25 protein-coding genes are annotated in these 25,279 nt (G+C 61.4%); 11 read left to right on the top strand and 14 right to left on the bottom strand.

Going from position 1 to position 25,279, the window contains the following annotated elements; genetic code table 11:
* Nucleotides 1–47 precede the first annotated feature (47 nt).
* The 7 genes from QP999_RS03415 to QP999_RS03385 form a co-directional block, all read right to left on the bottom strand.
* A complete protein-coding gene (locus QP999_RS03415) occupies nt 48–470 on the bottom strand; it encodes a heat shock protein transcriptional repressor HspR (RefSeq protein WP_070523924.1) in 423 nt (140 codons plus the stop codon).
* Nucleotides 471–483: 13 nt separating this feature from the next.
* Entirely contained in the window at nt 484–1,689 is a 1,206-nt protein-coding gene (gene dnaJ / locus QP999_RS03410) for a molecular chaperone DnaJ (protein ID WP_070624194.1), read from the bottom strand.
* 133 nt (nt 1,690–1,822) lie between these two features.
* Nucleotides 1,823–2,503 (bottom strand): nucleotide exchange factor GrpE, encoded by a 681-nt coding sequence (gene grpE, locus QP999_RS03405; protein ID WP_070532063.1) that lies wholly within the window; start codon nt 2,501–2,503, stop codon nt 1,823–1,825.
* Between the two features lie 3 nt (nt 2,504–2,506).
* Complete coding sequence (dnaK, locus tag QP999_RS03400) at nt 2,507–4,351, bottom strand: molecular chaperone DnaK (protein ID WP_284847681.1); 1,845 nt, start codon at nt 4,349–4,351, stop codon at nt 2,507–2,509.
* Between the two features lie 229 nt (nt 4,352–4,580).
* Nucleotides 4,581–5,282 (bottom strand): ABC transporter ATP-binding protein, encoded by a 702-nt coding sequence (locus tag QP999_RS03395; RefSeq protein ID WP_232748483.1) that lies wholly within the window; start codon nt 5,280–5,282, stop codon nt 4,581–4,583.
* Between the two features lie 97 nt (nt 5,283–5,379).
* Nucleotides 5,380–6,387, bottom strand: a complete 1,008-nt coding sequence (locus QP999_RS03390) for a FecCD family ABC transporter permease (protein WP_284847680.1) — start codon at nt 6,385–6,387, stop codon at nt 5,380–5,382.
* Nucleotides 6,384–7,313, bottom strand: a complete 930-nt coding sequence (locus tag QP999_RS03385; RefSeq protein ID WP_284847736.1) for a FecCD family ABC transporter permease — start codon at nt 7,311–7,313, stop codon at nt 6,384–6,386. The genes QP999_RS03390 and QP999_RS03385 overlap by 4 nt, the downstream gene beginning before the upstream one ends.
* Before the next feature lie 161 nt (nt 7,314–7,474).
* Here QP999_RS03385 and QP999_RS03380 point away from each other — a divergent pair, with 161 nt between their 5' ends.
* The 3 genes from QP999_RS03380 to QP999_RS03370 all read left to right on the top strand — a co-directional run bounded on the left by QP999_RS03380 (nt 7,475) and on the right by QP999_RS03370 (nt 13,745).
* On the top strand, nt 7,475–8,587 hold the full coding sequence (locus tag QP999_RS03380; protein ID WP_284847679.1) for an ABC transporter substrate-binding protein: 1,113 nt from the start codon (nt 7,475–7,477) through the stop codon (nt 8,585–8,587).
* A gap of 401 nt (nt 8,588–8,988) precedes the next feature.
* Nucleotides 8,989–12,435 (top strand): bifunctional proline dehydrogenase/L-glutamate gamma-semialdehyde dehydrogenase, encoded by a 3,447-nt coding sequence (locus QP999_RS03375; RefSeq protein WP_284847678.1) that lies wholly within the window; start codon nt 8,989–8,991, stop codon nt 12,433–12,435.
* Between the two features lie 35 nt (nt 12,436–12,470).
* A complete protein-coding gene (locus QP999_RS03370) occupies nt 12,471–13,745 on the top strand; it encodes an AI-2E family transporter (RefSeq protein ID WP_154736619.1) in 1,275 nt (424 codons plus the stop codon).
* A 123-nt stretch (nt 13,746–13,868) separates the two neighbouring features.
* Here QP999_RS03370 and QP999_RS03365 read toward each other — a convergent pair whose 3' ends face one another.
* Complete coding sequence (locus tag QP999_RS03365; protein ID WP_284847677.1) at nt 13,869–14,447, bottom strand: nucleosidase; 579 nt, start codon at nt 14,445–14,447, stop codon at nt 13,869–13,871.
* Nucleotides 14,448–14,558: 111 nt separating this feature from the next.
* On the opposite strand from QP999_RS03365, the gene QP999_RS03360 reads away from it, so the two are divergent.
* The 4 genes from QP999_RS03360 (at nt 14,559) to QP999_RS03345 (ending at nt 17,360) form a co-directional block, all read left to right on the top strand.
* Complete coding sequence (locus QP999_RS03360) at nt 14,559–15,053, top strand: LppP/LprE family lipoprotein (RefSeq protein WP_193629446.1); 495 nt, start codon at nt 14,559–14,561, stop codon at nt 15,051–15,053.
* 55 nt (nt 15,054–15,108) lie between these two features.
* Nucleotides 15,109–15,720, top strand: coding sequence for an LppP/LprE family lipoprotein (locus QP999_RS03355; RefSeq protein ID WP_284847676.1), 612 nt, complete (start codon nt 15,109–15,111; stop codon nt 15,718–15,720).
* Between the two features lie 92 nt (nt 15,721–15,812).
* Nucleotides 15,813–16,697 carry a flagellar basal body-associated FliL family protein gene (locus tag QP999_RS03350; protein WP_144676759.1) on the top strand — a complete coding sequence of 295 codons (885 nt, stop codon included), beginning with the start codon at nt 15,813–15,815 and terminating at the stop codon, nt 16,695–16,697.
* Between the two features lie 24 nt (nt 16,698–16,721).
* Nucleotides 16,722–17,360 (top strand): hypothetical protein, encoded by a 639-nt coding sequence (locus QP999_RS03345; RefSeq protein ID WP_284847675.1) that lies wholly within the window; start codon nt 16,722–16,724, stop codon nt 17,358–17,360.
* A gap of 9 nt (nt 17,361–17,369) precedes the next feature.
* Here the strand turns inward: QP999_RS03345 and QP999_RS03340 are convergent, their stop codons facing one another.
* The 3 genes from QP999_RS03340 to QP999_RS03330 are packed head-to-tail and all read right to left on the bottom strand — an operon-like array spanning nt 17,370 to nt 20,340.
* Nucleotides 17,370–18,662, bottom strand: a complete 1,293-nt coding sequence (locus QP999_RS03340; RefSeq protein ID WP_284847674.1) for a sulfate adenylyltransferase subunit 1 — start codon at nt 18,660–18,662, stop codon at nt 17,370–17,372.
* Nucleotides 18,662–19,558 carry a sulfate adenylyltransferase subunit CysD gene (gene cysD, locus QP999_RS03335; protein ID WP_010188641.1) on the bottom strand — a complete coding sequence of 299 codons (897 nt, stop codon included), beginning with the start codon at nt 19,556–19,558 and terminating at the stop codon, nt 18,662–18,664. The genes QP999_RS03340 and cysD overlap by 1 nt, the downstream gene beginning before the upstream one ends.
* Nucleotides 19,558–20,340, bottom strand: coding sequence for a phosphoadenylyl-sulfate reductase (locus QP999_RS03330; protein WP_284847673.1), 783 nt, complete (start codon nt 20,338–20,340; stop codon nt 19,558–19,560). The genes cysD and QP999_RS03330 overlap by 1 nt, the downstream gene beginning before the upstream one ends.
* Nucleotides 20,341–20,502: 162 nt before the next feature.
* Between QP999_RS03330 and QP999_RS03325 the strand changes: the two genes are divergently transcribed.
* Nucleotides 20,503–20,907: a methylenetetrahydrofolate--tRNA-(uracil-5-)-methyltransferase gene (locus tag QP999_RS03325; protein ID WP_070624218.1), complete on the top strand. Its 405-nt coding sequence runs from the start codon at nt 20,503–20,505 to the stop codon at nt 20,905–20,907.
* Here the strand turns inward: QP999_RS03325 and QP999_RS03320 are convergent.
* The 3 genes from QP999_RS03320 to QP999_RS03310 are packed head-to-tail and all read right to left on the bottom strand — an operon-like array spanning nt 20,904 to nt 23,608.
* Nucleotides 20,904–21,599: a hypothetical protein gene (locus QP999_RS03320; RefSeq protein ID WP_070532020.1), complete on the bottom strand. Its 696-nt coding sequence runs from the start codon at nt 21,597–21,599 to the stop codon at nt 20,904–20,906. The genes QP999_RS03325 and QP999_RS03320 overlap by 4 nt on opposite strands.
* Nucleotides 21,600–21,608: 9 nt before the next feature.
* Nucleotides 21,609–23,108: a molybdopterin-dependent oxidoreductase gene (locus QP999_RS03315; protein WP_070624220.1), complete on the bottom strand. Its 1,500-nt coding sequence runs from the start codon at nt 23,106–23,108 to the stop codon at nt 21,609–21,611.
* A 2-nt stretch (nt 23,109–23,110) separates the two neighbouring features.
* The gene (locus tag QP999_RS03310; protein ID WP_070624222.1) at nt 23,111–23,608 is read right to left on the bottom strand and encodes a hypothetical protein; all 498 of its coding nucleotides are present in this window, start codon (nt 23,606–23,608) and stop codon (nt 23,111–23,113) included.
* Between the two features lie 447 nt (nt 23,609–24,055).
* Between QP999_RS03310 and QP999_RS03305 the strand changes: the two genes are divergently transcribed.
* The 3 genes from QP999_RS03305 (at nt 24,056) to QP999_RS03295 (ending at nt 25,253) form a co-directional block, all read left to right on the top strand.
* Nucleotides 24,056–24,316, top strand: coding sequence for a CBU_0592 family membrane protein (locus QP999_RS03305; protein ID WP_070532007.1), 261 nt, complete (start codon nt 24,056–24,058; stop codon nt 24,314–24,316).
* 44 nt (nt 24,317–24,360) lie between these two features.
* The gene (locus tag QP999_RS03300; protein WP_070532003.1) at nt 24,361–24,618 is read left to right on the top strand and encodes a CBU_0592 family membrane protein; all 258 of its coding nucleotides are present in this window, start codon (nt 24,361–24,363) and stop codon (nt 24,616–24,618) included.
* 62 nt (nt 24,619–24,680) lie between these two features.
* Entirely contained in the window at nt 24,681–25,253 is a 573-nt protein-coding gene (locus QP999_RS03295; RefSeq protein ID WP_070624224.1) for a TetR/AcrR family transcriptional regulator, read from the top strand.
* The last annotated feature ends 26 nt before the right edge of the window (nt 25,254–25,279 follow it).

The raw sequence follows: 25,279 nt of genomic DNA, 5'->3' as shown, positions 1-25,279 counted from the left end.
GGGCCCCAAAACAGGAGAACCCCCTCCCACAAGGGAGGGGGAAGTGCCTAGCTGTCGCGGCGTCGGTTGCGACGCGGCTTCCACATCACCACGGATGTCGAACGCGGTACGTGGACCAGCTCGCCGCGCGATGGCCGCACCTGGCTGCGCAAGCGCTCAACTTCGGCCTGCAACTCATCACGCTCGGCGGCGAGGCGGTCACGCTCCGCGGTCAGCTCGATGATGGACTTGATACCAGCCAAGTTCACACCATCATCCTGCGAGAGCGTCTGGATCTTGCGCAAAAGCTCGATATCGCTCTCGGAATAGCGGCGCCCACCGCCGGAGGTGCGGGCCGGGGAGACCAACCCCATCCGGTCATACGTGCGCAGGGTTTGAGCATGCATGCCAGACAGTTCCGCAGCCACGGAGATGACGTACATCGCCTTGGGCTGCGCCGCATCGCTTCGGTTCATCCTGTCTTTGCTCATCACGCACCTCCTCCTAGCGGGCTACCGTGTTGCCGGCCCAGCCGGCGCGCGGATCGAAGCCCGAGTCCTTCTCCGCCTGCGCGTAATTGCGCAGCGCCGAGGAGGCAGCAGCATCCAGGGTGGAGGGCACCGTAACTTGTACGGTCACCATGAGGTCACCGGCCTTGCCGCCGCGCTTGGCCACACCGCGGCCCTTCACTCGCAACGTGCGGCCGTCGGGAGTGCCCGCCGGTACCTTCACGCGCACGGGTGAATCGAGGGTCGGCACCGTAATGGTGTCGCCCAAGGCCAGCTCCGCGAAGGAGACAGGGACGGTGACGTGTAGGTCATCGCCCTCCCGGGTGAAGACCTTGTCGGGTTTTACCGTGACCGCCACGAAGAGGTCACCAGACGGCGTGCCATTCGGGCCAGCTTCGCCCTGGCCGGCAAGGCGTACCTTCTGGCCATCGATCACGCCTGCGGGGATGCGCACCGTGATCGAGCGGGTGCGGTGCACCGTTCCGGAACCGGAGCAATCAGCGCACGGGTCCTCGGCGCGCTGGCCGGTGCCATCGCAATCCGTGCACGGCGCCGAGAAACCGAAGGTACCGCGCTGCTCAGAGGTGAAACCGGTGCCATCGCACGTCGAGCACGTCGTCAGCTTGCCGCTCTTTGAACCGGAGCCATGGCACGTGGTGCAGGGAGCTTCGCCGCTGAGCTGCAGCGGGATGGTGGTTCCCTTTGCTGCCTCGCGGAAGTCGAGGGTTATTTGCGTTTCGACGTCGGCCCCCCGCGACGGCCGAGCTGTGTGGCCAGCACCACCGCCGCGGTTGAAAACGCCACCGAAGATATCCCCAAGACCGCCGCCTTGAGACGCTCCTCGAGCGGATCCTCCGAAGATGTCCGAGATGTCAAATTCTTGCGCACCCGGTCCACCCATGTGCGTGGATCGAAACCCGCCGGGAAACCCGGCGCCTCCTCTCCGTCCAAAGCCACCGCCGCGCATCATGGCCTTGAACTGGTCATAGTCCTTGCGGGTCGCTTTATCTGAGAGCACGTCATAGGCCTCAGCCACCTGCTTGAATTTCTCCGCCGCCGCGGGGTTATCCGGGTTGGCATCGGGGTGGTTCTGGCGGGCCAGCTTGCGGTAAGCGTGCTTAATCTCTTCGGCGGTAGCGGATGAGGAGACCCCCAGATCCGCGTAATAATCCTTGTCTGCCCATTCTGGCTTAGCGTTCACTGGGCATCTCCTCCTTTCAGGAGAGTCGATTCATGGTTGGGTTTTAAGATTTTTTGCTAAGTAAAAAGCTAACTAAGTAGAGAAAAGAAGAGTGGCGCCAAGGAACATTGAGCCCTGACGCCACCTGCAATACCTATTCTGCGTTGTCCGAGCTATCCGGACTCTCAGCGGTATCGGCTGACTCTGCAGGGTCGGCGATAATCACCATGGCGGTGCGCACAACGCGCTCCCCCACCGTGTAGCCGCGGCGCAGAACCGTGCCGATGACCTGCTCGTCACCGGTGGACAAGTCCTGGACCGCTTCGTGCACCTCGGGGTCGAAGGCATCGCCCTCGGCGCCGAACGGGGTCAGCTGGTTCTTGGTCAGCACGCCCGTGAGCTTGTCCGCGATGGCCTTGAGCGGGCCCTCGTTGAGGTCACCGTGCTGGCGAGCGAGCTCCATGTCATCAAGGATTGGCAGGAAGTCTGCCAAGACCTTGGCCTTGGTGGTCTCGATCACGGCCTGGCGGTCGCGCTCGGTGCGGCGGCGGTAGTTGGTGTACTCCGCGTTGAGGCGCTGCAGGTCCTCGGTGCGCTCAGCGAGCTGAGCTTCCAAGGAGTTTTCCGCAACGGTCTCCTCACCCGCGGCCGCTTCATCGGTGATGTCGCGGGCGGCGTCCTCTACCGCGGCCTCTGCCTCAGCGGTGTTCGCCGTGGCGTCATCCACGGCGCCGTCGGCAGAAGCGGCCTCGGCGGCGGCAGCCTCCGCAGCCTCAGCGGAGGTTGCCTCAGGGTCGGTATTGGCCGGGTTGCCCGGGTCCTGAGGGGAGGTCATGGTTTACTTCTCCTTGTTCTCGTCGTCCTCGTCGACAACCTCGGCGTCGACGACGTTCGGGTCACCAGCGGCGTCGCCAGCAGCGGCACCCTCGGCGCCCGCCTCAGCAGCCTGCGCCTCGTACAGGGCCTTGCCCAGCTCCTGGGACTCGGTGCCGAGCTTCTCGACGGCCGACTTAATCGCCTCGATGTCATCGCCCTTCAGCGCCTCATCGACGGCATCGGCAGCCTCGGTCACGCGGTTCTTCAGATCCTCCGGCAGCTTGTCGGAGTTCTCATCCATGAACTTGCGGGTCTGGTAGGAGGTGGACTCCGCCTGGTTGCGGGTCTCCTGCTCCTCGCGGCGCTTCTTGTCTTCCTCAGCGTGTGCCTCGGCGTCCTTGACCATGCGGTCAATCTCCTCCTGGGACAGGCCGGAACCATCCTGGATCTTGATGGTGTTTTCCTTGCCGGTGGCCTTGTCCTTAGCGGAAACGGAGACGATACCGTTGGCGTCGATGTCGAAGGTAACCTCGATCTGCGGCACGCCACGCGGTGCCGGGGCAATGCCGCCGAGCTCGAAGGAGCCGAGCAGCTTGTTGGCGGAAGCCATCTCGCGCTCGCCCTGGTAGACCTGAATCTGCACGGAAGGCTGGTTGTCATCAGCCGTGGTGAAGGTCTCGGACTTCTTAGTCGGGATGGTGGTGTTGCGCTCGATGAGCTTGGTCATCACGCCACCCTTGGTCTCGATGCCGAGGGAGAGCGGGGTGACGTCGAGAAGCAGCACGTCCTTAACCTCACCGCGCAGCACGCCAGCCTGCAGAGCAGCGCCGACTGCCACAACCTCGTCCGGGTTCACGCCCTTGTTCGGGTCCTTACCAGTCAGTTCCTTCACCAAGTCGGACACAGCCGGCATACGGGTGGAGCCACCGACGAGGACCACGTGGTCAACCTGGGACAGGGACAGGCCAGCATCCTTGATAACCTGGTTGAACGGCTCCTTGGTGCGGTCCAGCAGGTCCTGGGTGATCTTCTGGAACTCGGTGCGGGACAGGGTCTCATCCAAGAAGAGCGGGTTCTTCTCGGAGTCCACCGTGATGTACGGCAGGTTGATGTTGGCGGACTGGGAGGAGGACAGCTCAATCTTGGCCTTCTCAGCAGCCTCACGCAGACGCTGGACAGCGCGCTTATCCTTGGTCAGGTCAACGCCCTGGGAAGCCTTGAACTTATCGACGAGCCAGTCGACAATGCGCTGGTCCCAGTCGTCACCACCGAGCTGGTTGTCACCAGCGGTAGCCATGACCTCAACAACGCCGTCACCGATCTCCAGCAGGGAGACGTCGAAGGTACCGCCACCGAGGTCGAAGACCAGGATGGTCTGCTCCTGCTCGCCCTTCTCCAGGCCATAAGCCAGCGCGGCGGCAGTCGGCTCGTTAACGATACGCAGGACGTTGAGGCCTGCAATCTGGCCGGCCTCCTTGGTGGCCTGGCGCTGGGAATCCTCGAAGTAAGCCGGGACGGTAATGACGGCGTCGGTAACGTCCTCACCCAGGTAAGCCTCGGCGTCGCGCTTCAGCTTCATGAGCGTGCGGGCCGAAATCTCCTGCGGGGTGTACTTCTTGTCATCGATATCGATGGTCCAGTCGGTGCCAATGTGGCGCTTGACGGAGCGAATGGTGCGGTCAACGTTGGTGACCGCCTGGTTCTTGGCGGACTGGCCAACGAGAATTTCGCCGTTCTTGGCAAAAGCCACGACGGACGGGGTGGTGCGGGAACCCTCGGAGTTAGCGATAACGGTTGCCTCGCCACCTTCCAGCACGGATACAACCGAGTTGGTGGTACCAAGGTCAATTCCTACTGCGCGTCCCATAATCTTTTCTCCTTGCGTGTTGGGGTTTGTTTTAAGTTGATAGTGCGCGACTCAACTTCTGCCGCGTCCAGTCAGCGACTCTAACAGAAGCGACACTCAAAGTCATCCAAACCTGAGCGCCGGTCACTCAACCTACACAACGCAGGCAAACTCAAAGTTGTTCCCGATCGACTCAACTTTTTTATTTATCGCCAACACGCTGGGAAAACAAACCCGGTTTGGCGGAGACTCACCCTACAGGGACGATTGCCGGCTCACCGTCCACATCTACAACGCGGACTGACAGCCCATAGAGTTCCTCAATAAGGGCAGGGGTGATGACCTCGCGCGGCACGCCCGCGTCCCGCACCGTTCCATCTTTCATCGCCACGACGTGATCCGCATAGCGCAATACATGCGCCAAATCATGAATGACCGCAATAAGGGTTTTGCTTCCTGCCAGCTGCCGCATCAGCCGCATGAAGGAATGCTGGTATCCAATGTCAAGCGCGCTCGTTGGCTCATCCAAGAAGAGCACAGGCGTTTCCTGGGCGAGGGCCATGGCCAACCAAGCACGCTGACGCTGACCGCCAGACAACGCCGCTACCTCGGCCGTCTCCAGTTGTTCAAGGCCCACCTTTGCTAGCGCACGACTAACGGCACGCTCGTCCTCCTGGCTCCTCCACCCCATAAATCCTTGGTGGGCGAATCGCCCGCGCGCAACCAGTTCCCTGACATTGATCCCTTCGGGAGCTATGGATTGCTGCGACATCACGGCGACGCGCCGAGCGTAGCTACGCCGAGAGAATGCGGCTGCATCTTCTTCGCCAATGCACACCGCGCCCGCGTTCGGCATTTCCAACCGCGCCAACACCTTCACCAAAGTGGATTTTCCACAACCATTGGGGCCGATAATGGCAGAGAATTTCCCGGCCGGAAAAGACACATCCACCGAGTCGAGAATTAACGGGGCAGTCCTCCCATAGGACATGCTCACCCCCTCAGCCCGCACGCTCGGCGCACCGTCACATACTTTTAGTTGGTTCACTTTACTGACCTTTCATTCCGGCAGATCGGGATTGCCACAGCAGCAAACCCGCCAGGTAGATGCCACCGGCGCAGACCGTAATAAGACCGGCAGGCAGAGCAATTGGGAAAAACAGCCGCTGCCCTGCTAAATCGGCAGCGAGCAAGAAAAGTGCACCGAGGACTCCAGAGAGCAACACCGGCGTCCTGTCTGGACGCGAGAGCAACCGAGCCATATGTGGGGCCGCGAGGGCAATAAATGAGATTGGGCCCGCTATCGCCGTCGATACAGCGACAAGAACTGTGCCAACCAGAACCATCACCACACGTGCACGACTCACGTTCAACCCCAACGCACTCGCCGTGCTATCCCCCAGGGCAAGCGCGTCACACCAGCCACGCAGCAGCAACCCAGCGACGCACGCCGCGCCTCCCAGCACCCCCAATGGAATAACTCGCGCCCAGGACACAGCATTCAATGTTCCAGCAGCCCAAGTCGCCGCACCTAGGGACTGCTCCAACTCACCACTAAGAATCAACCACTTGTTTATTGCTGAAAGGAAGAACGTCACTCCAATCCCCACCACAACCAGCCTTGCTCCCGTGAGCCTTCCGGCAAATGAAAGCCCCATGATGAGTAACGCAGTGATAGTCCCACCCACCAACGCGCCTAGCGCAATGTTGAATGCGGAGCTAAAGCTCGCCAAGGAGACCGCGATGACACCGGTATAGGCACCGGTATTAAACCCGATAATGTCGGGTGACCCCAGCGGATTGTGGGTGAGGATCTGAAAGATGGCGCCCGCTATGCCCAAACACATTCCTACGACAATCGCGGCAACCACCCGCGGAGCACGCCATTGCCACACGACGGTGGCTGCAAAGTCAGTGCTATTGGGATTCGTAGCCACGGACCACAACGCTGCACTATCCTGCCCGGCACCAGGCGAGAAGAGCGAATAGGCAGCAATAGCCAGCGCGACGATCACAATGCCCGCAAAGGACAAAACACTTCTCACGCTCACAATCACAGCCTCCTTCCAGCGCGATGGGACAGCGCAATCAATACTGGGGCACCAATGAGCGACACCGTGACGCCAGCCGGCAACTCAGCAGCAGTGAGGTAGCGGCCCACAATATCGGCGCCCAATAAAAACAAAGGCCCCACCACGGCAGCGGCGACAAGCTGTGCCCGCTCTTCGTATATCCCGCACAGCCTGACAACATGCGGGATAACTAGTCCAACGAACACAATCACCCCCGCCGCTGCGGTGGCGGTAGCAGCCAACACCGTTACCGCCGCGACAAGCCCCAAACGAGTCAGTTTGAGGTTAATGCCGAGACTCGCCGCAACGTCATCCCCCAGAGCAAGGGGCGGCAAGTGGCGAGCAAAGACAATCAGTAGCACCACGCCTACCACCAGTCCGCCGAAGGCAATCACCACTGGCGTCCACGAAGCAACGTCAACGGAGCCCGTCACCCAAGCACGGATTCTTGCAAAGGCGTGAGGATCTATCAGGATCAGCGCGGAGGACAGGCCATCACATACCGCCCCGATGGCTACGCCTGCAAGAATCAGTCTCAGCGGATCAACATCGCCCGCTCTGCCACGCCCTACCGCGGTGACCAGCAGCATGGTCACTGCCGCACCGATGATGGCTGCGAGCGAAAACGTAAAAGGTGATTGCCACCCCCACCAGCCCAGAGCAATGGCGGCGGCCAAGCTGGCGCCTACGTTAATCCCGAAAACTCCGGTATCTGCCAAAGGGTTGCGCGTCATGATCTGCAGAACTGCACCAGCGAGGGCCAAAGCACAGCCTGCGCAAACAGCAACGAGTGTACGGGGAAGACGCCTCTCCCACACGATCGAGGAAGCTATACCAGGCTGTCCCCGAAGGGCGGCCAACACGTCACTGAAGGGAATGCTACGCGCGCCCAACGCCAGCGACAGCGCCACGCCGATACAGAGAATGGCAAGGCCAGCAACTACTACCCAACCAAGACGCCGGGTATTTCCCTTTCCGGCGCGCAACCCCTGCTCAATCACCGACACCACCCAAATACCTTCATATACTCACGCTTCCTTAGCTCGACCTAATTTAGGTTAGGCTACCTTTTATGAATATTCGAAAGAGAATCGCACCCCGCACCCCTCTCCTCCGCCTCACCGCTGTTGGCCTTACCGCAGCGCTAGCGCTCACCGGCTGCGCCAGCCTCGAAAACGCCAACTCAAACGCTGACGCTTCTAACTCTGCGTCCTCACCGTCCGGGAAAGAATCAGGAAACGCCAATTCAGCCTCGGGAAATGACTCCGTGGCCACCGGAGGCGAAGGCTTTTCCGGAGCAGGAGAGAAAAGCCAACACTTTGGCAGCGATGCAGCCCCTGGTCAATTCCCACGCACGGTCACGCATGCACGCGGAACGACCGAACTCAAAGACAAGCCGCAGCGGGTGGTTGTTCTAGAAAGCGGCGAACTCGATTCCGTCCTAGCACTCGGCATGAAGCCAGTCGGCATGACCACGTCCAAGGGCCAGAATCCCGTCCCGGATTACATGGCCGACAAAGCAAGTGACATCGAAACGGTAGGCACGATCAACGAAGTCAATATGGAAAAGATTGCTTCGCTCAACCCCGACCTCATCATCGGCTCGCAGCTGCGCATGGATAAGCACTATGACCAGCTCAATTCCATCGCACCTACCGTTTTCTCGATCCGTCCTGGATACACCTGGAAAGAAAACTTCCGACTCATCGGCGAAGCCCTCGGAGAAGAGGAGCGCACCGAACAAGTCATGGCCGACTATGACAAGAAGATCGAAGAAGTAAAGAAGGTCATTGAGGACGGGCCAGCTAGCGAAGACACCACCGTCACCATTCTGCGCTTCATGCCGGGCAAGGTACGCCTCTACGGGCGCCTTTCACTCATTGGAACGGTGCTTGATGACGCCGGCCTCGCCCGCCCCGCCAACCAGGACATCGAAGAGCTCGCTGCGGAAATCTCGCCGGAGAACATTGACCAAGCGGACGCCGACTACATCTTCTACTGCAGCTACGGAGATCCCTCCGCCACCGGCCAAGACACCGCCGTTTCTACCGCGGCGTTCCAACGGCTACCTGCGGTCAAAGACGGCCATGCCATCGAGGTCAGCGACGATACGTGGGCACTCGGCTTGGGGCCTCTGGGCGCACAGAAAATCGCGTCAGATCTCGCGGACTATCTCAGCCACTAACACGGGGGTAGCACCCTCCCCTCAAAACAACACCTGTGGGATTGACTCACCCCAACTTAAGGGGCTAGCTTTCATGTAAGCGAGATGGGTTACACGTCTACGATTTCTGTGCGGCGGGCCATATCAAGGTCACCGATTTCTCGCTAATCAGGCCAGGCCGTTGCCTGGCTGCTCCCCACACGCAAGAAGGGTGGTCGCACATGAATGCTCACTTCATTAGGCAGCGTCGTTCTTCCGATCGGCCACCGGTTGTGTACGCCAGCGTTAAATAAGCACCTCTTTTCACACAGACTGAACGGCACGGCGCAGAGTATGCGCCCGTGTTGGACTAGAAAGTCTGCAGTTTCCGCTTTCCGCAAGGCCGCACCAGTGTGCCTTGAGACCCATAAAGGTTGTAATCCATGACTAACGATGCTCACACCCCCGTTCCCGAATCCACCGACATTGACGCCGCGCTGATCGCCGACGCCGCGGCCCAGGCCCACTCCTGGCTCGCCTCCACCGCCGACGAGCAGGACCCGGCCACAGAACAGCTCGCAGACTTATTGCGCAACCCGGACGGGGTGGCCTTCACCATGGACTTCGTGGACCGCGTCATGCGCCCCGAGGATGACAAGGTAGCCGCCCACGCGCTGAAGTCTGTCACCACCACCTATGACGCGTCCTTCCTCGGCCTCATCAACGGCTCGCTGGTGGGCCTGGGTGGCTTCTTCGGGCCCATCCTGCCCAACCTGGTCATGCCGCTGGCGCGCATGCGCATGCGCCAGATGGTCGGCCACCTGGTCCTCGACGCCGAGAGCGATGCACTGAACAAGACCTTGGACAAGGCCGCCGAGTCAGGCGAGCAGCTCAACCTCAACCTCCTCGGTGAGGCCGTGCTGGGCGACGACGAAGCGCGCTCCCGCGCCGAGCGCACCCTCAAGCTCATCAATAACCCGCGCGTGACCTACGTCTCCGTCAAGGCCTCCTCCATGGTGGCCCAGCTCAACCCGTGGGATATCGAGGGCTCCCTGGTCCGTCTCAAGGAACGCCTGCGCCCGCTCTACGAGGCCGCCGCGCGCCGCCCCGATAAGGTCTTCATCAACCTGGACATGGAGGAATACCACGACCTCCACCTCACCGTGCGCTTGTTCACCGAGCTGCTCAGCGAGCCGGAGTTCACCAACCTCGAGGCAGGCATCGTCCTGCAGGCTTACCTGCCGGATACCTTCGACGCCCTGGCGCACCTGGCCGAATTCGCCAAGCAGCGCGTGGCCGAGGGCGGCTCCCACATCAAGATTCGCATCGTCAAGGGCGCAAACCTCTCCATGGAGCACGTCCAGGGTGAAATCCACGGTTGGCCGGCAGCGCCCTATTCCACCAAGGATGAGGTGGACGCCAACTACTACCGCCTGCTCGACTACATCCTGCGCCCCGAATTCGCCGATTGTGTGCGCATCGGCGTGGCCACCCACAACCTCTACACCGCAGCATTCGCCTACAAGCTGGGCACCAAGCGCGGCGTTATGCGCATGATGGATTCCGAGATGCTCCAGGGCATGTCCCCCGCCCAGCAGGCCGCGGTCCGCGAGGCCTTCGAGGGCCGCCAGATCCTCTACACCCCGGTGGTGCACGCGGAGGACTTCGATGTCGCCGTCTCCTACCTGGTGCGCCGCTTGGAGGAGAACTCTGCACCGCAGAACTTCCTCTACGCCCTCTTCGCGCCGGAGGAACAAGCACTGAAGGACCAAGAGGAGGTCTTCCGCGAGGCCGTCGACCAGCGCTGGGATACCTTCGCTGGCCCGCGCCGCACCCAAAACCGCCTGGAGGAAGCCGAGCAAGCAGCCGGCCGCCAGGCACCGCGCACCGGACGCTTCGCCAACGAGCCCGACACCGACCCGGCCCTAGAGGCCAACCGCGAGTGGGCGCTCAAGGCCCTGGCCACCGACCCGGGTGAGCATGGCGTGGAGGAGGTGACGGATGCGGGGGTCGTCGACAAGCACGTGGCCCGCGCCGCCGAGCTCGGCGCCGAGTGGGGTGCGCGCCCTGCCGAGGACCGCGCCCGCGCACTTGAGGCCGTGGCCGATGAGCTGGCCAACCGCCGCGGCGAGTTCATCTCCGTGGCCGCCTATGAGGCCAACAAGACTGTCACGCAGACCGACCCGGAAATCTCCGAGGCCATCGACTTCTGCACCTACTACGCACAGTCCGCGCGCCTGCTGGAGAGCTACGCCGCCGAGTTCACGCCCCACCGCGTGACCGTGGTGACCCCGCCGTGGAACTTCCCGGTGGCCATTCCCACCGGCGGCATTGCGGCAGCGCTCGCTGCGGGTTCGGCCGTCATCATCAAGCCGGCGCCGCAGGTCGTGCACTGCGCGAAGCTCGTCGTGGAAGCCTTCCGCGCTGGTTTGGAGGCACAGGGCCTCGACCCGGATCTGGTCCAGCTCGTCTTCACCGATGAGGGTGACGCCGGCCGCGCGCTCATCTCCCACGACGATGTCGACGCCGTCATCCTCACCGGTGCTTCCGATACCGGCAAGCTCTTCCGTTCCTGGAAGCCAGAGCTCAACATCATGGCGGAGACCTCCGGCAAGAACGCGCTCATCATCACCCCGTCCGCGGACCCGGACCTGGCTATTCAGGACCTCTACCTCTCCGCCTTCGGCCACTCCGGCCAGAAGTGCTCCGCGTCCTCCCTGGTCATCTTCGTCGGTGCGGCCGGCGAGTCGCAGCGCCTGCGCTCGCAGCTTGTCGACGCCGTCAAGACCCTCATCCCCGGCCCCGGCTATGAGATCACCACGACGATGAACGGCCTGGCCGAGGCCCCGGGCGAGAAGCTGCTGCGCGGCCTCACCCAGCTGGAGCCGGGTGAAAAGTGGCTGGTAAAGCCGGAGAAGCTCAACGAGGAAGGCACCCTGTGGTCGCCGGGTATCCGCGATAACGTGCGCCCCGGTTCCTGGTTCCACGTCAACGAGTGCTTCGGCCCGGTGCTTGGCATCATGCACGCGGAAACCCTGGAGGAGGCCATCGAGTGGCAGAACTCCACCGGTTATGGCCTGACCGGCGGCATCCACACGCTGGATAACGATGAGATTGACTACTGGCTCGAGCGCGTCGAGGTGGGCAATGCCTATGTCAACCGCGGCATTACCGGCGCGATTGTGCAGCGCCAGTCCTTCGGCGGCTGGAAGCAGTCCGTCATGGGCCCCGGTGCGAAGGCCGGCGGCCCGAACTACGTCGCACAGTTCGGCACCTGGTCCGAGGGCCCGCTGCGCCCCTTCGACGTGGATATCTCCCAGCCGGTGGCGGCCCAGCTGCGTGCCTTCGGCGATCTGGGCTTCTCGGAGGAGGATACCGCTTGGCTGTGGCGCGCAGCAGAGCTCGACGAGCTGGCATGGCAGCAGGAGTTTGGCCGCCAGCACGACCGCGCAGGCCTGGTCTGCGAGGCCAACGTCTTCCGCTACCGCCCTGTGCTCACCCCGCTGCAGGTGCGCATTGGTTCCGATGCCGCGCTTCGCGATGTCTCCCGTCTCGCCCTCGCCGCAACCCGCACCGGCTCCCCGGTGCGCTTCAGCGCCGCCCCGGAAAAGGCCGCGGAACTGCGTGAGCTGGGCTTTAAGGTTGACAGCGTGTCTGCGGGTGCCTTCGCCCGCGAGGTCGCAGGGCTGGAATCTGGCCGCGTGCGCGCTGTGGGCTCTGTCGAGGAGGGCGTCTTTGAGGCGGCGGTGGAATCCAACTCCGTGGTCTTGGATCAGCCAGTGCTGGCTGATGGCCGCCGCGAGCTTCTGCCCTTCCTCCTCGAGCAGGCAGTCTCGGTAACGATGCACCGCTTCGGCATCATCCGCCAGGTAAGCAGCATCCGCGCATAGTTCGTTTTCTGCGCTCATATGAGAAGATGGAGCGCATGACAAACAACAATGATGACGGTGCCCGCTCGGGCACGTCCTCCACGGCCTCTGGCGCGGCGGCTTCTGCCGCCGCGGAGCCCATTAATGAAGAAGCTACCCTCCCGGTGTCGAAGACCGATGACAAGTCTCGCGTCCTCGGGCGCGATGCCATCTCCTTGGCCAAGGTGTGCTTGATCTTCATCATCGTGGTGGCGGGCGTCGGCCTGGCCGGCTACCTGCTGAAGTTCATCTGGGTGGGCCTGCTGCCGGTCATCCTGGCCATTTTGGTGTGCACGGTGCTCTTCCCCGTGACCAACTGGTTGCGCGCGCACAAATTCCCCCGCGCGCTGGCCTCCATCACCACGCTGCTGGGCTTTTTGGCCATCATCGGCGGCGTCTTCGCGGCGATGGCCCCGGTCGTCTCCTCTCAGGGCGCGTCCTTGGTCAATCAGGCTGAAGGCGGCTTGAACAAGCTCGTCGATATGGCCAAGGACCTACCTTTCGATATTGATGCCGCGAAAGTCCAGGAAGTACTTGATGACGCCATGACCTTCATCAAGGGCCAAGCTTCCAACATCGCCACCGGGGTGATTTCCGGTGTATCGATGGCCAGCTCCATCGCCATGGCGCTCGCCATCATGCTCTTCGTAGCCTTCTTCATCCTCAAGGACGGCGATAAATTCCTGCCGTGGCTGCGCACCTACACCGGCTACTCCGCCGGCTGGCACGCCACCGAGCTGCTGACTCGCGTGTGGAACACGTTATCTGGCTTCATTCAGGCGCAAGCAGCCGTCGCGGCCGTCGACGGCATCCTCATCGGCCTCGGCCTCTGGGTTCTCCAGGTACCGCTGGCCCTTGTCATCGGCGTAGTTACGTTCTTCGCCAGCTTCATCCCGGTCATTGGCGCTGTCACTGCGGGCGCTTTGGCCGTCATCATCGCGCTGGTCTCCGATGGGCTGACGAAGGCCTTGCTCGCCTTGGCTCTCATCATCATCGTCCAGCAGGTGGAGGGCAACGTCCTCCAGCCGATGCTGCAATCCAAGGCCATGGGCCTGCACGCGGCAATGGTGCTGCTCTCCGTCACGGTCGGCTCCGCCTTGGCCGGCATCATCGGCGCCTTCCTGGCTGTGCCGGTGGCTGCCACCATTGCCGTGGTCTTCCGCTACCACCAGGAGATGGCCAGCCTGCGTGCCGGCGAAATCGAAGCTAAAAACATTAAGATTTCCACGGCGGAGGGCCATGAGGACGTCATGGAGCTCTACGAGAACCTAGAGGCCAGCGGCGCCCGCTAGCCACACAACCGGTGCATGGCTCTAGCCCTGGCCGTGCAACTGCCCTAGTTGCCAAACTTCTCCCCCACCACCCGCGGCGGGAGCGATGGTTTTGGCAACTAGGGCACTTTCCGTATGTGGGGTCTAATCCGCGGACACCGTGCCGAAGGCGGCGGCCAACTCCTCCGCCGCGTGGTCGAGCACCGAGGCCCACGAGCCATAGGATTCTTCGTTAGCGGTGTCCGAAACCTGCTTGAGAAGCGTGCACGGCACACCAAACTTTCGGCACACCGCAGCGATGGCGTAGCCCTCCATATCGCACAGCGCAGAATCCTGGGCAAGGCGCGTGCGGGTCGGGGTATCCGAAATAAAGGCGTCACCCGTGGCAAGCGTGGCGGTCGGCAGCTTGCCGGAGGTCTCTAGCTCGATGACCTCGGGGAGCAGGTAGCGGGAGACATCGCTGAGCACCTCCAGGTGAAAGTCGTGCTTGCGCACGTGGGAGATCTCGAAGACGCCTGAGAGATCGTCGCGAAGCGCGCCCGCAGTACCGATGTTGATGACACGCTCCGGCAGCACCTCTGCCGACGCCAGCACCGTTGTCAGCTCGATGGCGGCGGGAACCGTACCAATACCCGTGATGAGCAGCGGCGCTCCCTCAGGAACATGCGTGGCTTCGGCATCCACGGCGGCGACGAACAGTGTACGACCAGACAGATTCTCCATGCCTGAGAGACTACCCGCTGACCCGAGGAATGCTCTCCGTAACTCTGGCCGGGGTCTCTGCGGCCTTTGTAGGGTCTGGAACCACACCGAGACCTCAGAAAGGAGAACACAATGTTCACACCACGAGTTTTCGCCGGAGCCGCACTACTTTGCTTCCCCCTCATTGCATGCAGCAGCCCAGAAGAGGTTCAGGCCAGCCCCGTCGCCGAAGTCTGCGAGGCAGGAAATGCCCACGCCGCTTTCGCCGACAACATCGCCCAGGTTCCCCAGTGGAATGGACATGATTGGGCACTGGTTGATTCCGCCCACTTCGATCCGTGCGCGAGCTTAAGTTGGCAGACCATTTCCGTCGAAGGCGCAACGGCCTCCTCGCCGCACCACATCATGCTCTTCCACTACGGCGAGTACATCGGCACCGCCACCACCGAGCCCTACGCCTTCTTCCCCAGCGTCGAGCAGGTCAATGGCAGTGAGATTTCCGTGACCTACCACTGGCCGCAAGAAGACGACGCCAATGCCGCTCCGACGGACACCACGGAAGCGAACTTCCGCTGGGACGCCGCCCATAACAAAGTCGTCATGAGCAGTGACGTTCCTCCTCGCTAAGATAAAACCAATCGTGCGCCTCACACGAGGCGCACTTTTTATGGAAGGAACACTAATGCACAGGTCTGCCCTCGTGGGCACTGTCCTCATCTGCCTCCCACTCGCTGCTTGTGCGCAAAGCCATCAGGACGAGGCAGAGACCCCTATGTTCAGTGCGGTCCACAACAGCTCGGCGAACGTTGCCACCGAGAACACCACGGAAGAGGAGATAAGCCCTGAGCCGACGAGCAGCGAGGCACCTTCCCCTACCCAGAGCGCGGACAAGTCGGAGTCCTGCGAGGATATTGACGCCGACGAGGCCTATCAATCAGGCATTGGCAGCATCGCGCCGTGGAATGACTTTGGCTGGCAACTATCCTCCTCCTCAGGGTTCGACCCTTGCGCGGATTTGAGCTGGCAAATTATCACCATCGAGGGTGCCACGGCCTCCTCGCCACACCACATCATGCTCTTCCACAAAGGCGAATACCTTGGCACCGCCACCTTCGAGCCTTATGGTTTCTTCCCCACCGTCGAGCGAGTGAATGACGCTGAGATCGCCGTGACCTACCACTGGGCCCGCGAGGGCGAAACCACCGCCGGGTGCACCGGCGAAACGCATGCCGGATTCCGTTGGGACGAAGACCAGCAGAAAACAGTCATGAGCGGCGACGTCCCACCGAATTAAACCCCTTATTGTGAGGGTAAATACGGCTATAGTGTGACACGGCTTCCTGTGGAAGCTGCTGTCATCCGCCCCCGTTTTAAGGAGTTTCCTGCGTGACCAATAGCCACCCTTGGCCCCCGCCAAGCAACGAGGGCCCGGAACGTCCTGCACGCTCGGGAAGCATTGTGATCATCGCCGTCGTCGTACTCCTTGCGATCATTGCTGGTGTCACGTGGCTGTTAATGTCGCGCTCCTCTTCTGAAACCACAGAGCAGGAGGCCCTCTTTACGCAGGTGGCCCCGAGCACCAGCACAACAAATGCTGAGGCCACCACAACAAGCAGTGAAACCCGCACTACCAGCGTTAAGACGAGCACTGCGAAACCCGTGACGTCTAAAGCCACACCTCAGAAGGCAGACAGGTGCGGTACAGCAGCTGAAAAGACCAGGAACGATATTCCCCGCCCGATGACGCTGTTTTGCAATGACGACTGGCTCTACCTCGCCTCAGAAAACAGCTCCTCTTTTTATCTCTATTCCTGGGGCGGCGGAGAATGGGTTTCCTATAAAAACGACGGCCTCGTTGACTCAACGACGATCAAATGCTGGGATTCCAACCGCCTCAGTGCCAACAATGTCCCGAAGCAAATCACGGATGACATCCCCCTCTGCGAGCAGAGCACTGAGGACAGCGCTGAGAGCACACAAGCGCAAGAGACCTGCGATGGCCGCTACATCCTCATCGTGGACTCCCTCCTCGTCCCTTATGGCGAGTCCCCGCAATCCGAAATCGACCGCGTGGAGGCCCACTACGCCGGGGCCAAGATCATGCCGGGAACAGCATGCAGCTCGCTGCGTTCGGAACACGAAGGCAAGCAGGTCTATGCGGCCTACTACGACGCCGGACACAGCGTGGATGAGGTCTGTAAGCTCAAGGCGCGATACGGTGGCAACGCCCGTTCGCTCAATAACAATGCAGATTTCAGCGATCCCTGCTAACCCCTCGAAAGGACTTTTCGCCTCGTGGCACACTACAACCTCTATAACTCCCTCAACCTTGACCCTTCCGCTGATTCCGCGACCCTGACCTCGGATATCGAGCGCCGCCTCGCCGCGACTGACCCGTCCAACGCAGCGCTTTACGACGAACTCTCCACCGCCCACAGCATCTTTTCCCGCCAGGACCGCCGCGAGCAGTATGACCGAGCTATCGCGGATCCCTTCGGCCCCGAGGTAGACGTCGCCCGCATCCGCGAGATCGCCACGTCTGGATCCGGAGTGCAGCTCATGCCCCAGCCGTCGACCGCTCAGGCTTCAGGTTCCTCCAACTTCAACGTTGACCTGAGCAACTTCTCCTTCGCCGTGGAGCCCTCCCGCCAGCGCGCGCAGTCGATCCAGTGGTGCATCGTGTGGGGCCTGCTGGCCTTCATGTGGATCATCTCCACGATTCGCGGCCTCGGCGCCCTCGCGGAGGTCGGCAACGCCAGCGGCGTTGAACTCCTCTACGGCGCTGATGACTACGTCGACGAGGCCAGCTCCGCCGGCGCCTTCTTCTTCATGGTCGCCGGCGGCACCCCGGTCTACCTGATGATCGCGGAGTTCATCTGGTCCCTGCGCAAGACCTTGGGCCGCAAGCAGGCCGAGAAGAACGCCACGGCCTAAACTCGCGGGTTAGCGCAGGCGCTGGCCCACAAATCCTGCTGCCAACGTGTTGCCGCTGGACTGATCGATGAGCAGGAAATTGCCCACCGCGCCGCGGGCGGCATAGTCCTCGACGGGAAGCTCCGCCTGCGTTTGGACGGTGATGTAGGCGATGTCATTGAGTGCCGCGGACTCCGGAGCCTCAACGTCCGCCACGCCATCCAGGTCGAGGATGCGGTCCACCGATGCCACGCGCGCCTTGACCAATGCTGTGCCATAGCGCAGCTTCACCATCTGTCCCGCGCGCAGCTCCTTGTCCGTGAGGACCACCGCGGTGGCGGCGAATTCGCGCACCTCCTCCGGGCGCTGCGAACCGGCGATGAGGTCGCCGCGGGCCAAGTCGATGTCATCGGCCAGCCTAAGTACCACGGAATCCCCGGCGCGCGCCGCCTCATCGAAGCCAAGCGGGCCGTCGGTGGTATCAATCGCGGTGACCGTCGAGGTCCGCCCGCCCGGCAGCGTCACCTCATCCCCCACCGCCACGTGCCCGGCCTTCACGCGGCCGGCATAGCCGCGGTAGTCGGAGGCGTGCTCGCGGATGACGTACTGGATGGGGAAACGCATGTCCAGATCGTCGGCGCGGCCGGTGGCCACGGGGACGGTCTCTAGCGTTTCGAGGACCGTCGGACCCTCATACCAGTCCATGGTGGTAGAGCGTTCCACCACGTTATCGCCCTTGAGCGCGGAAATCGGGATGGCCACCGAATCGGTGATACCCAAGCGCGCGGCGACCTCGTTGAACTCAGTCTCGATCGCACGGAAGGTGGCCTCGTCGTAGTCCACCAGGTCGATCTTGTTCACGCCCAGGATCACGTGGCGCACGCCCAGGAGTGCGGCCACGTTGAGGTGTCGGCGGGTTTGTTCGACGACGCCATTGCGGGCGTCGACAAGCAGCACCACCACCTGGGAGGTGGACATGCCGGTGACCGTGTTGCGCGTGTACTGCACGTGGCCCGGGGTATCGGCGAGGATGAAGGTGCGCTTATCGGTGGCAAAGTAGCGGTAGGCCACGTCGATGGTGATGCCTTGCTCGCGTTCGGCGCGGAGGCCGTCGACAAGCAGTGAGAGGTCCATGCCGTCGAAGCCGCGGTCGGCAGAGGAACGCTCCATGGACTCCACCTGGTCCGCCAGCACGGACTTGGTGTCGTAGAGCAGGCGGCCCACGAAGGTGGACTTGCCGTCATCGACGGAACCGGCGGTGCACAGGCGCAGGGTATCGCGCTGTTTGAGCGCGCCGACATTCGGTGCGAGGGTAGTCGTCATCAGAAGTAGCCTTCCTTCTTGCGGTCCTCCATGGCGGACTCGGACAGTTTGTCATCGGCGCGGGTGGCGCCGCGCTCGGACAGGGTGGAAATGGAGATTTCCGCGAGCACCTCATCGGGGGAGGCGGCGGTGGATTCCACAGCACCGGTGCAGGACATATCGCCCACGGTGCGGTAGCGCACGGTGCGGGTCTCCAACGGTTCATCCTCGCGCGGGCCGCCCCACTCGCCCGGGGTCAGCCACATGCCGTTGCGGTTAAACACCTCGCGCTGGTGCGAGTAGTAGATGGAGGGAAGCTGCAGATTGCGCGCGCCGATGTACTCCCAAATATCGGATTCGGTCCAGTTGGAGATGGGGAAGACGCGGACGTTTTCGCCGGCCATCTTGCCACCGTTGTAGAGGTCCCACAGCTCCGGGCGCTGGCGGCGCGGGTCCCAGCCGCCGAAGGAATCGCGGATGGAGAAGATGCGCTCCTTGGCGCGGGCGCGTTCCTCGTCGCGGCGGGCACCACCCAGGACGGCGTCGTAACCGCGCTCGGCGATTGTCTCCACCAGCGGCACGGACTGCAGCGGGTTGCGAGTGCCATCGGGGCGCTCCTGGAGGTCGCCGCGGTCGATCCAATCCTGGACGTGAGCGACGTGCAGGCGCGCGCCGGTCTCGGCGACGAGCTGATCGCGGAAGTCGATGACCTCCGGGAAGTTGTGCCCGGTATCGACGTGGATGAGCTCGAAGGGCACTGTGGCCGGCGCAAAGGCGCGGCGGGCGAGCTCGAAGACGACGACGGAGTCCTTGCCGCCGGAAAAGAGCAGGCCTACCTTGTCGAATTGCCCGGCGACTTCGCGCAGGATGTGAAGGGATTCGTTCTCTAAGTCTTTAAGGTGTGGTGAAAGAGTCATTAGTCGTGCAACCCGCATTCTGTCTTGCCGTCAGTGAAAACGCGCCCGGAGCGCGCATCCTCGCCCTCGCCTACCGGGAAGGTCAACGGCGCGCAGCCGATAGAGCGGTACCCCTGGAGGGTGAGGGGGTGGATGATGAGGTCGTGTTCCTTGATGTAGGCGTCGGTGTCATCGAGGTCCCACGTAATAATCGGGGAAATCTTCAGCCGCCCCGTGCGGTCCAGACTCAGCGCCGGGGCGGTGGCGCGGTGCTCGGAATCGGCGCGGCGCAGGCCGGTGACCCACCCGACATACGGGTCCATAGCCATGTTGAGCGGCTCCACCTTGCGCATGCGGTTATAGGCCGCGACATCGCGCGCGTACAGGCGCGGGCCATAAATCTTGTCCTGCTCCTCGGGGCTCAAGATAGGCAGGACGCGCACCAGCGGCAGGTCCGCATAGCGCTTGGCGACGTCCCCCGCCACCTCCAACGTCTCCGGAAAGTGCCAGCCGGTGTCGATGAAGAGGAGGTCGGCGTCGAGGTGCGCTTGGTGCGCGAGCTCGGCGAGCACGGTGTTTTCCATGGACATCGTGACGGCGAGGCGGCCGGGTGCGTGCTCGGCGGCCCATTCGGTGATGGTCTCGGCGGAGGCGTCATAAAGCTTGTCGGCCCACTCCTCGACGAGTTCCTGGTTGCGCTCGGCCACGGCAAGCTCGAGCGGCGCGGTGTCGCGGGTGCCTTCGGGGCTAATGCTGGGATCGCGGTAGTCGCCGCGGTCCAGCAGGTTTATCGGTTCGGTCATGACACCTCACATTAAAGGGAGGCGGACGTGTGCGCAGCCCCACAGTGGGGCGCGGGGGCTGTGAGCTTGGGTACTAGGGAGAATAAAAATTAGATAGAATGAACCGAGCGGACTAGATTTACAGACTAGACAGTCTATTCCTACCGAACTGAAGGGGTTCTCATGCAGCGTGTCGCAATTGTCGGGGACAGCCCCGCCGCGCTCTCCACCGCCGAACGGCTCATCAGGGCCGGGCTGTGCGTGGACCTCTACTGCGAGCGCCCCGCGCCCTTCGGTTTGCTGCGCCGCTTCGCTGGGCTCGCCGGCGCGGAATCCGTTGCTGAGCCGTGCCCAAAGGGGACAACGCCGCGGCTGCGGCTCATCGGCAACGTCCGCGTCGGAGCCGATATTTCCCACGCGGACCTCAACCAGCTCTCCGCCTCCGGCGACCGCCACCTTGTTCTTTTGGAACTCATGGCCCGCGGCGTGGCCATCACCACGTGGGAGGGCCTGTGCCAGCCCACCGACGACGTCGAGGACTGGGCCGCCGTCACGGCGCGGGCCCAGCGCGCCCCGGTCTGCTTTTAACCGTCCTCGCGCTTTGGCTTGTTGAGATCCTCGAGGGTAGCTAAGCCTAGGGAACGCAGGATCCCCTCGACCGAGTTGATCTCGGCCTCTACCGCACCCAACCTGTCAGCTTGCAGCGCTGACAGCTGTCCGGCTTTCTCCAAATACTTCAAGCGTGGGTAGCGCCCTGCCAAAAGCGTTCCCCAGTAGACGCGCAGATCCAAGATCTCCTGGTTTCCTGGCACCGGTTCGCCATTGTGAAACGCCATGATATCGCGCAGTTGTTGTTCAACCATGGACAAATCCATGTCTGCGCCGGGAGCGCCCTCATCGGAGGAATAGGTTTCCTCGCCATGGCGCAACGGGCGGCGCTCTTTATCGTAGAAGCGATGCAACGTCATGGCGTCTGCTGCCATAACGGGATCGTTGACCGGCAGAGTAGGCGCATCCTCGTGCCCCAACAACTGACCGCGCGACATTCTGATAAACGTGCGCTGGTGTTCCATTCCCGGTGCGGTGCATTCCAAACCCACGCCATAGGATTCCAAATCTTCCTGTTGGAACATGTATCCCAGGTAGCGAGCGTGTGGATTGATGGAAAAGTCTGCGCTGGACGCTCCTGGCAGGTGGAAGTCCACCTGGCGGATGTAGCTGCGCACTCGCGCAACCTGTTCGGGGCTTAAGTAAAGATCCTCATAGAGTGCTCGTGACATGGCGTACTCCTAAAGCATTTGTAGGCGGTCGTAGCTGTCGGTGTCTTCGAAAAAGCCACCGCGCCCGTTGCCCACAATGTCGAAACGATTGACAACTTCGATGCGGTCAAGCCACTTCGCAGAGCGGAAACCGGTGGAGGTCTCCAGTCGCAAGCGCATGGGCGCACCGTTCTTGATGGGAATCTCGCCGCCGTCATAACCAATTGCGATGAGCGTTTCCGGCTGACGGGCCTCCTCCATGGGCATGGACTCGTAGTAGTACGAACCGTTGTAGTTATCGTCGTCGCGAGTCATGTTCTGGAAACTGTGCACGACGACGTCGGAAGCCCCGTCCAGTGGCTTGACTAAATCCAAGAGCTGCGCCAACGGAACGCCTTCCCACTTTCCGACAGAGGTAAATCCTTGAACGCAATGGTGCACCGTATTTTGGGAATACCCAGCCGAAAGCCGGCGTAGGTCCTCCAACGTCAGACGCATGGGCTTTTCGACGAACCCACCAATCTCCAGCACGTAGTCCTTTTCAAATCCATTACAAAGGAGCGCCATGTATTCCTCGGTACCGGGTGGCATGCCCGAGGCCCGGTGATGCGGTGCCTTGGTGACCTCTGAATCGGCATACACCCCGCGTTGGCGCGAAGGAACCTTCGAGCGCAGGAAACGGGTGAAGGGGCGCACCACGGCGTTATGCAACGCGGCAACTGCCATCGGGCGCTTAAGGGAGGTCTTCGTAGCCCAAATGTGGACAAAGACAATAAGCATTATGCCCATGGTGAAAATGATGCCGCCGGCCACCGGCTTATCGGCATGCCCAAAGACCATCTTGGACACCTCGTGACCGTATCCATGCATGATCACCATACCCACGTGAATAACGATGAAGACAAGGTAGGCCACAAGGCCCCAAAAGTGCAGGGTGCGGATGACCTGACGGCCTCCCATCGCCTTGGAAATCCGCGGGAAGTGGTTATTGATAGCGGGCGACTGGAACATGCCAGTGAGGATCATCCACATTGGCAAGATGAGGACAACAAAGCCATAAGACAGCTGTTGGATTGCATTGAACGGGTAGCCGTCCATCGCGCCGGGGATTTGGAAGCCAAGGTAGTGGACTAGATCATCCCATGCTTGGGCAAAGACTCCCCAGCTTTCGGGCCAGTAGCGGCGCCACTGGCCGGTAGCCAGCAAGAGCCCCCAGTAGATAACCAGTAGGAGCATCCACCCCATCACTGAGATGAAGTGCCAATAGCGGCCTTGCCCCAAGGCACCATAGCCTGGAAGGGAAACGATTGGACTGTAGTTTTCGTATTCGCCGGAGACTGGGAAGTACTTGCGCTTGCGCTTTTGTTTGATAGAAAACTGCGCCCATTGTTTGCCTAGGGGCGTGTGAATCGAACGATGCAGCTTAGGGAACGTGCCTAGGATTTCGATACCGCTACGGATGAACAGCGTGACAAAGAGGATATTGACAAAATGTTCGATACGTAGCCAAACGGGAAATTCAGTCAACATGATTAGTCCTCAAAACCTTGATCGTCGGGATAAGCAACGAGCACGCCATAGTCCAGCGCCCAGTACACGACGAGGTAGGCGAGACCACACAGTGCTGTGGTATTCCATGCGGCGGCGAGGTACACATCGGCTCCGTTCCATACCCATGGCGGGGTGCCGGCGAGACCGCCGAAAAACAGAAGCAGTGAACCCACGGCGGGAATGAGTCCGAAATCCCACACACGCCACGGCGTCACGGCACCAAGAACAACAACGACGGCGCACAATGCAACGAGGAGATAGAGGACAATCTCTTGCTCGGGAAAAATCGAAAACTCGGCCCGCGCCACGTACCAGGCCAATCCCCCTTGTAGGGCCATGATGGCCACTATCATGACGCGGGTTAGCTTTGGCAGGTTGATGCGAATATAGCGGAAGAACGGTGCACGCTCTTTGCCCGGCTTGACGTGCAAAGAGATGTCATGAAGGTTTGGGTCAACCGATGAAGGTATGGCAGACATGAGCTACTTCTCCTATCGCGCCCGCTGCGGTCCGCAGGCGTGCTGCGCCCGTGACCATTGCTGGGCACTCGTGTCCAGATGACTCGCTACCGTCACCTGCTGGCAACGCCTGCCCTACCGGAGATTGGCAACGCTCGAGGCAGGCTGGAGCTCTTCTCAGCTCCCTGAAACTCAGTAAACCCCACACCATGAGTTACAGCGAATATGGACGACTGTTCAAATTGCGCCCACGTCTACTAGCTGCGGTTTAGACAAGCGTTCAGAAACCGTCCGTTTGTCCCATTTATCGCACGCGATGAAGCGGTGTTTAACTTGGCAATGTCGAGCTCAACGCTAATTTCTGCCCTCATCCTCGCGCTCAATTCGCTACGCGCTTCAAGGGTAGCCACGCTCCGGAGAAGCATCGATGTACCACCCACACCATTCTTGAAAGGACATGCTTCTTAAATGTCTGCCATGGTCATTTTCGGACTCATCGCCTCTGTAGCACTGCTTTTCGCCTTCGCAATGCTCAACCTTGGGAAATGGACGGTTGATGACTACCCATACCAAATCCTCAACTTCATTGGCGCCGGTTTCCTCGCCGCCTCAGCCGCCACGCCCTTCAACGCCGGCGTCTTCTTCACTGAACTCATCTGGTCCCTCTTCGGTCTGTATGGAATTATCCGCATCTACCTAGACCGTAAGAAGAACACTGCCCAAAGCTAGGGCTCACCCGACCCGCCTCCATTTTGACAGAAAGAATCACCCCCATGAGCTTCGCTTTCGAAATCGGCATCATCGCCGGCATCCTGTTCGTCGTGGCCTACGGCCTGCTCAACTTCCGCGTCCTGACAGCCGATTCCCCGCTGTACCAATCCCTTAATTTCCTCGGCGCGACCGGATTCGTCTACACCGCCATTTCTCCCTTTAACCCAGGCCTGTTCATTGTTGAGACAGTATGGGCCGTCGTCGCGCTTCTTGGCCTCTGGAAGATTTTCACGAAGAAGGCCCCCAGCCAGGCCCGATAAAACCCTCGCCGCTCGGCGCAAACGAGCACTAGACTGAAGGCCCGTCACACACAGGGAGCACGATGTCTAAAGAAGATGCACAGCCACAGCGCAGAGAACTCATCCTGACTGCGGCCCTTAACACCATCGTTCGCGAAGGCGTTGCCGGGCTATCTTTACGGGCGGTCGCCGCCGAGGCACACGTGGCACTCGGCTCCATTGCCTACTATTTCACCGATAAAGACGGCCTCATCAACGCCGCATTCCAGGACTTCACGCACCGCTCGGTGACTGAGTTTCGGGAATTCTATGAAGGCGTCTCCACCCTCGAAGAAGCACGGGCCGCCACTGTGGACATGCTCTCGGCTACCGCCCGTTCACGCACCGATATCATCCTGGGCAGCGAGCTTTACTCGTTGTCGCTGCGCCGCCCGCGCCACCGCATGATCCTTCTGGAGTGGACACGGGCGTGCCAAAAAGTCCTGTCCACATATTTTGATGAACCCACCACGCTGGGGCTTGATGCCCTCTACGAAGGAGCAGTCCTCCACCACGCCATGCGCGTGGGAGAGACTTCGACGCAGCGGATCGCTCTCGCAGTAGAGCGCCTAACCCCACCGGAGTCATTCATCTTGCACACCCCACGCGCGAGCTAGCGCCCGGGCTAGCGATCGCGCGTACT

It is taken from the genome of Corynebacterium sp. MSK004 (genome assembly GCF_030232515.1).
GTDB lineage: Bacteria > Actinomycetota > Actinomycetes > Mycobacteriales > Mycobacteriaceae > Corynebacterium > Corynebacterium hesseae.
The sequence above is the reverse complement of the archived record's forward strand: the minus strand, read 5'-3'. Positions and strand labels throughout refer to the sequence as shown.

What these genes read in the sequence shown, in the direction of transcription:
- QP999_RS03415 (WP_070523924.1), bottom strand. Translation starts at nt 470, where the DNA reads ATGAGCAAAGACAGGATGAACCGAAGCGATGCGGCGCAGCCCAAGGCG.
- grpE (WP_070532063.1), bottom strand. Translation starts at nt 2,503, where the DNA reads ATGACCTCCCCTCAGGACCCGGGCAACCCGGCCAATACCGACCCTGAG.
- dnaK (WP_284847681.1), bottom strand. Translation starts at nt 4,351, where the DNA reads ATGGGACGCGCAGTAGGAATTGACCTTGGTACCACCAACTCGGTTGTA.
- QP999_RS03380 (WP_284847679.1), top strand. Translation starts at nt 7,475, where the DNA reads ATGAATATTCGAAAGAGAATCGCACCCCGCACCCCTCTCCTCCGCCTC.
- QP999_RS03375 (WP_284847678.1), top strand. Translation starts at nt 8,989, where the DNA reads ATGACTAACGATGCTCACACCCCCGTTCCCGAATCCACCGACATTGAC.
- QP999_RS03370 (WP_154736619.1), top strand. Translation starts at nt 12,471, where the DNA reads ATGACAAACAACAATGATGACGGTGCCCGCTCGGGCACGTCCTCCACG.
- QP999_RS03365 (WP_284847677.1), bottom strand. Translation starts at nt 14,447, where the DNA reads ATGGAGAATCTGTCTGGTCGTACACTGTTCGTCGCCGCCGTGGATGCC.
- QP999_RS03360 (WP_193629446.1), top strand. Translation starts at nt 14,559, where the DNA reads ATGTTCACACCACGAGTTTTCGCCGGAGCCGCACTACTTTGCTTCCCC.
- QP999_RS03355 (WP_284847676.1), top strand. Translation starts at nt 15,109, where the DNA reads ATGCACAGGTCTGCCCTCGTGGGCACTGTCCTCATCTGCCTCCCACTC.
- QP999_RS03340 (WP_284847674.1), bottom strand. Translation starts at nt 18,662, where the DNA reads ATGACGACTACCCTCGCACCGAATGTCGGCGCGCTCAAACAGCGCGAT.
- cysD (WP_010188641.1), bottom strand. Translation starts at nt 19,558, where the DNA reads ATGACTCTTTCACCACACCTTAAAGACTTAGAGAACGAATCCCTTCAC.
- QP999_RS03330 (WP_284847673.1), bottom strand. Translation starts at nt 20,340, where the DNA reads ATGACCGAACCGATAAACCTGCTGGACCGCGGCGACTACCGCGATCCC.
- QP999_RS03325 (WP_070624218.1), top strand. Translation starts at nt 20,503, where the DNA reads ATGCAGCGTGTCGCAATTGTCGGGGACAGCCCCGCCGCGCTCTCCACC.
- QP999_RS03320 (WP_070532020.1), bottom strand. Translation starts at nt 21,599, where the DNA reads ATGTCACGAGCACTCTATGAGGATCTTTACTTAAGCCCCGAACAGGTT.
- QP999_RS03315 (WP_070624220.1), bottom strand. Translation starts at nt 23,108, where the DNA reads ATGTTGACTGAATTTCCCGTTTGGCTACGTATCGAACATTTTGTCAAT.
- QP999_RS03310 (WP_070624222.1), bottom strand. Translation starts at nt 23,608, where the DNA reads ATGTCTGCCATACCTTCATCGGTTGACCCAAACCTTCATGACATCTCT.
- QP999_RS03305 (WP_070532007.1), top strand. Translation starts at nt 24,056, where the DNA reads ATGTCTGCCATGGTCATTTTCGGACTCATCGCCTCTGTAGCACTGCTT.
- QP999_RS03300 (WP_070532003.1), top strand. Translation starts at nt 24,361, where the DNA reads ATGAGCTTCGCTTTCGAAATCGGCATCATCGCCGGCATCCTGTTCGTC.
- QP999_RS03295 (WP_070624224.1), top strand. Translation starts at nt 24,681, where the DNA reads ATGTCTAAAGAAGATGCACAGCCACAGCGCAGAGAACTCATCCTGACT.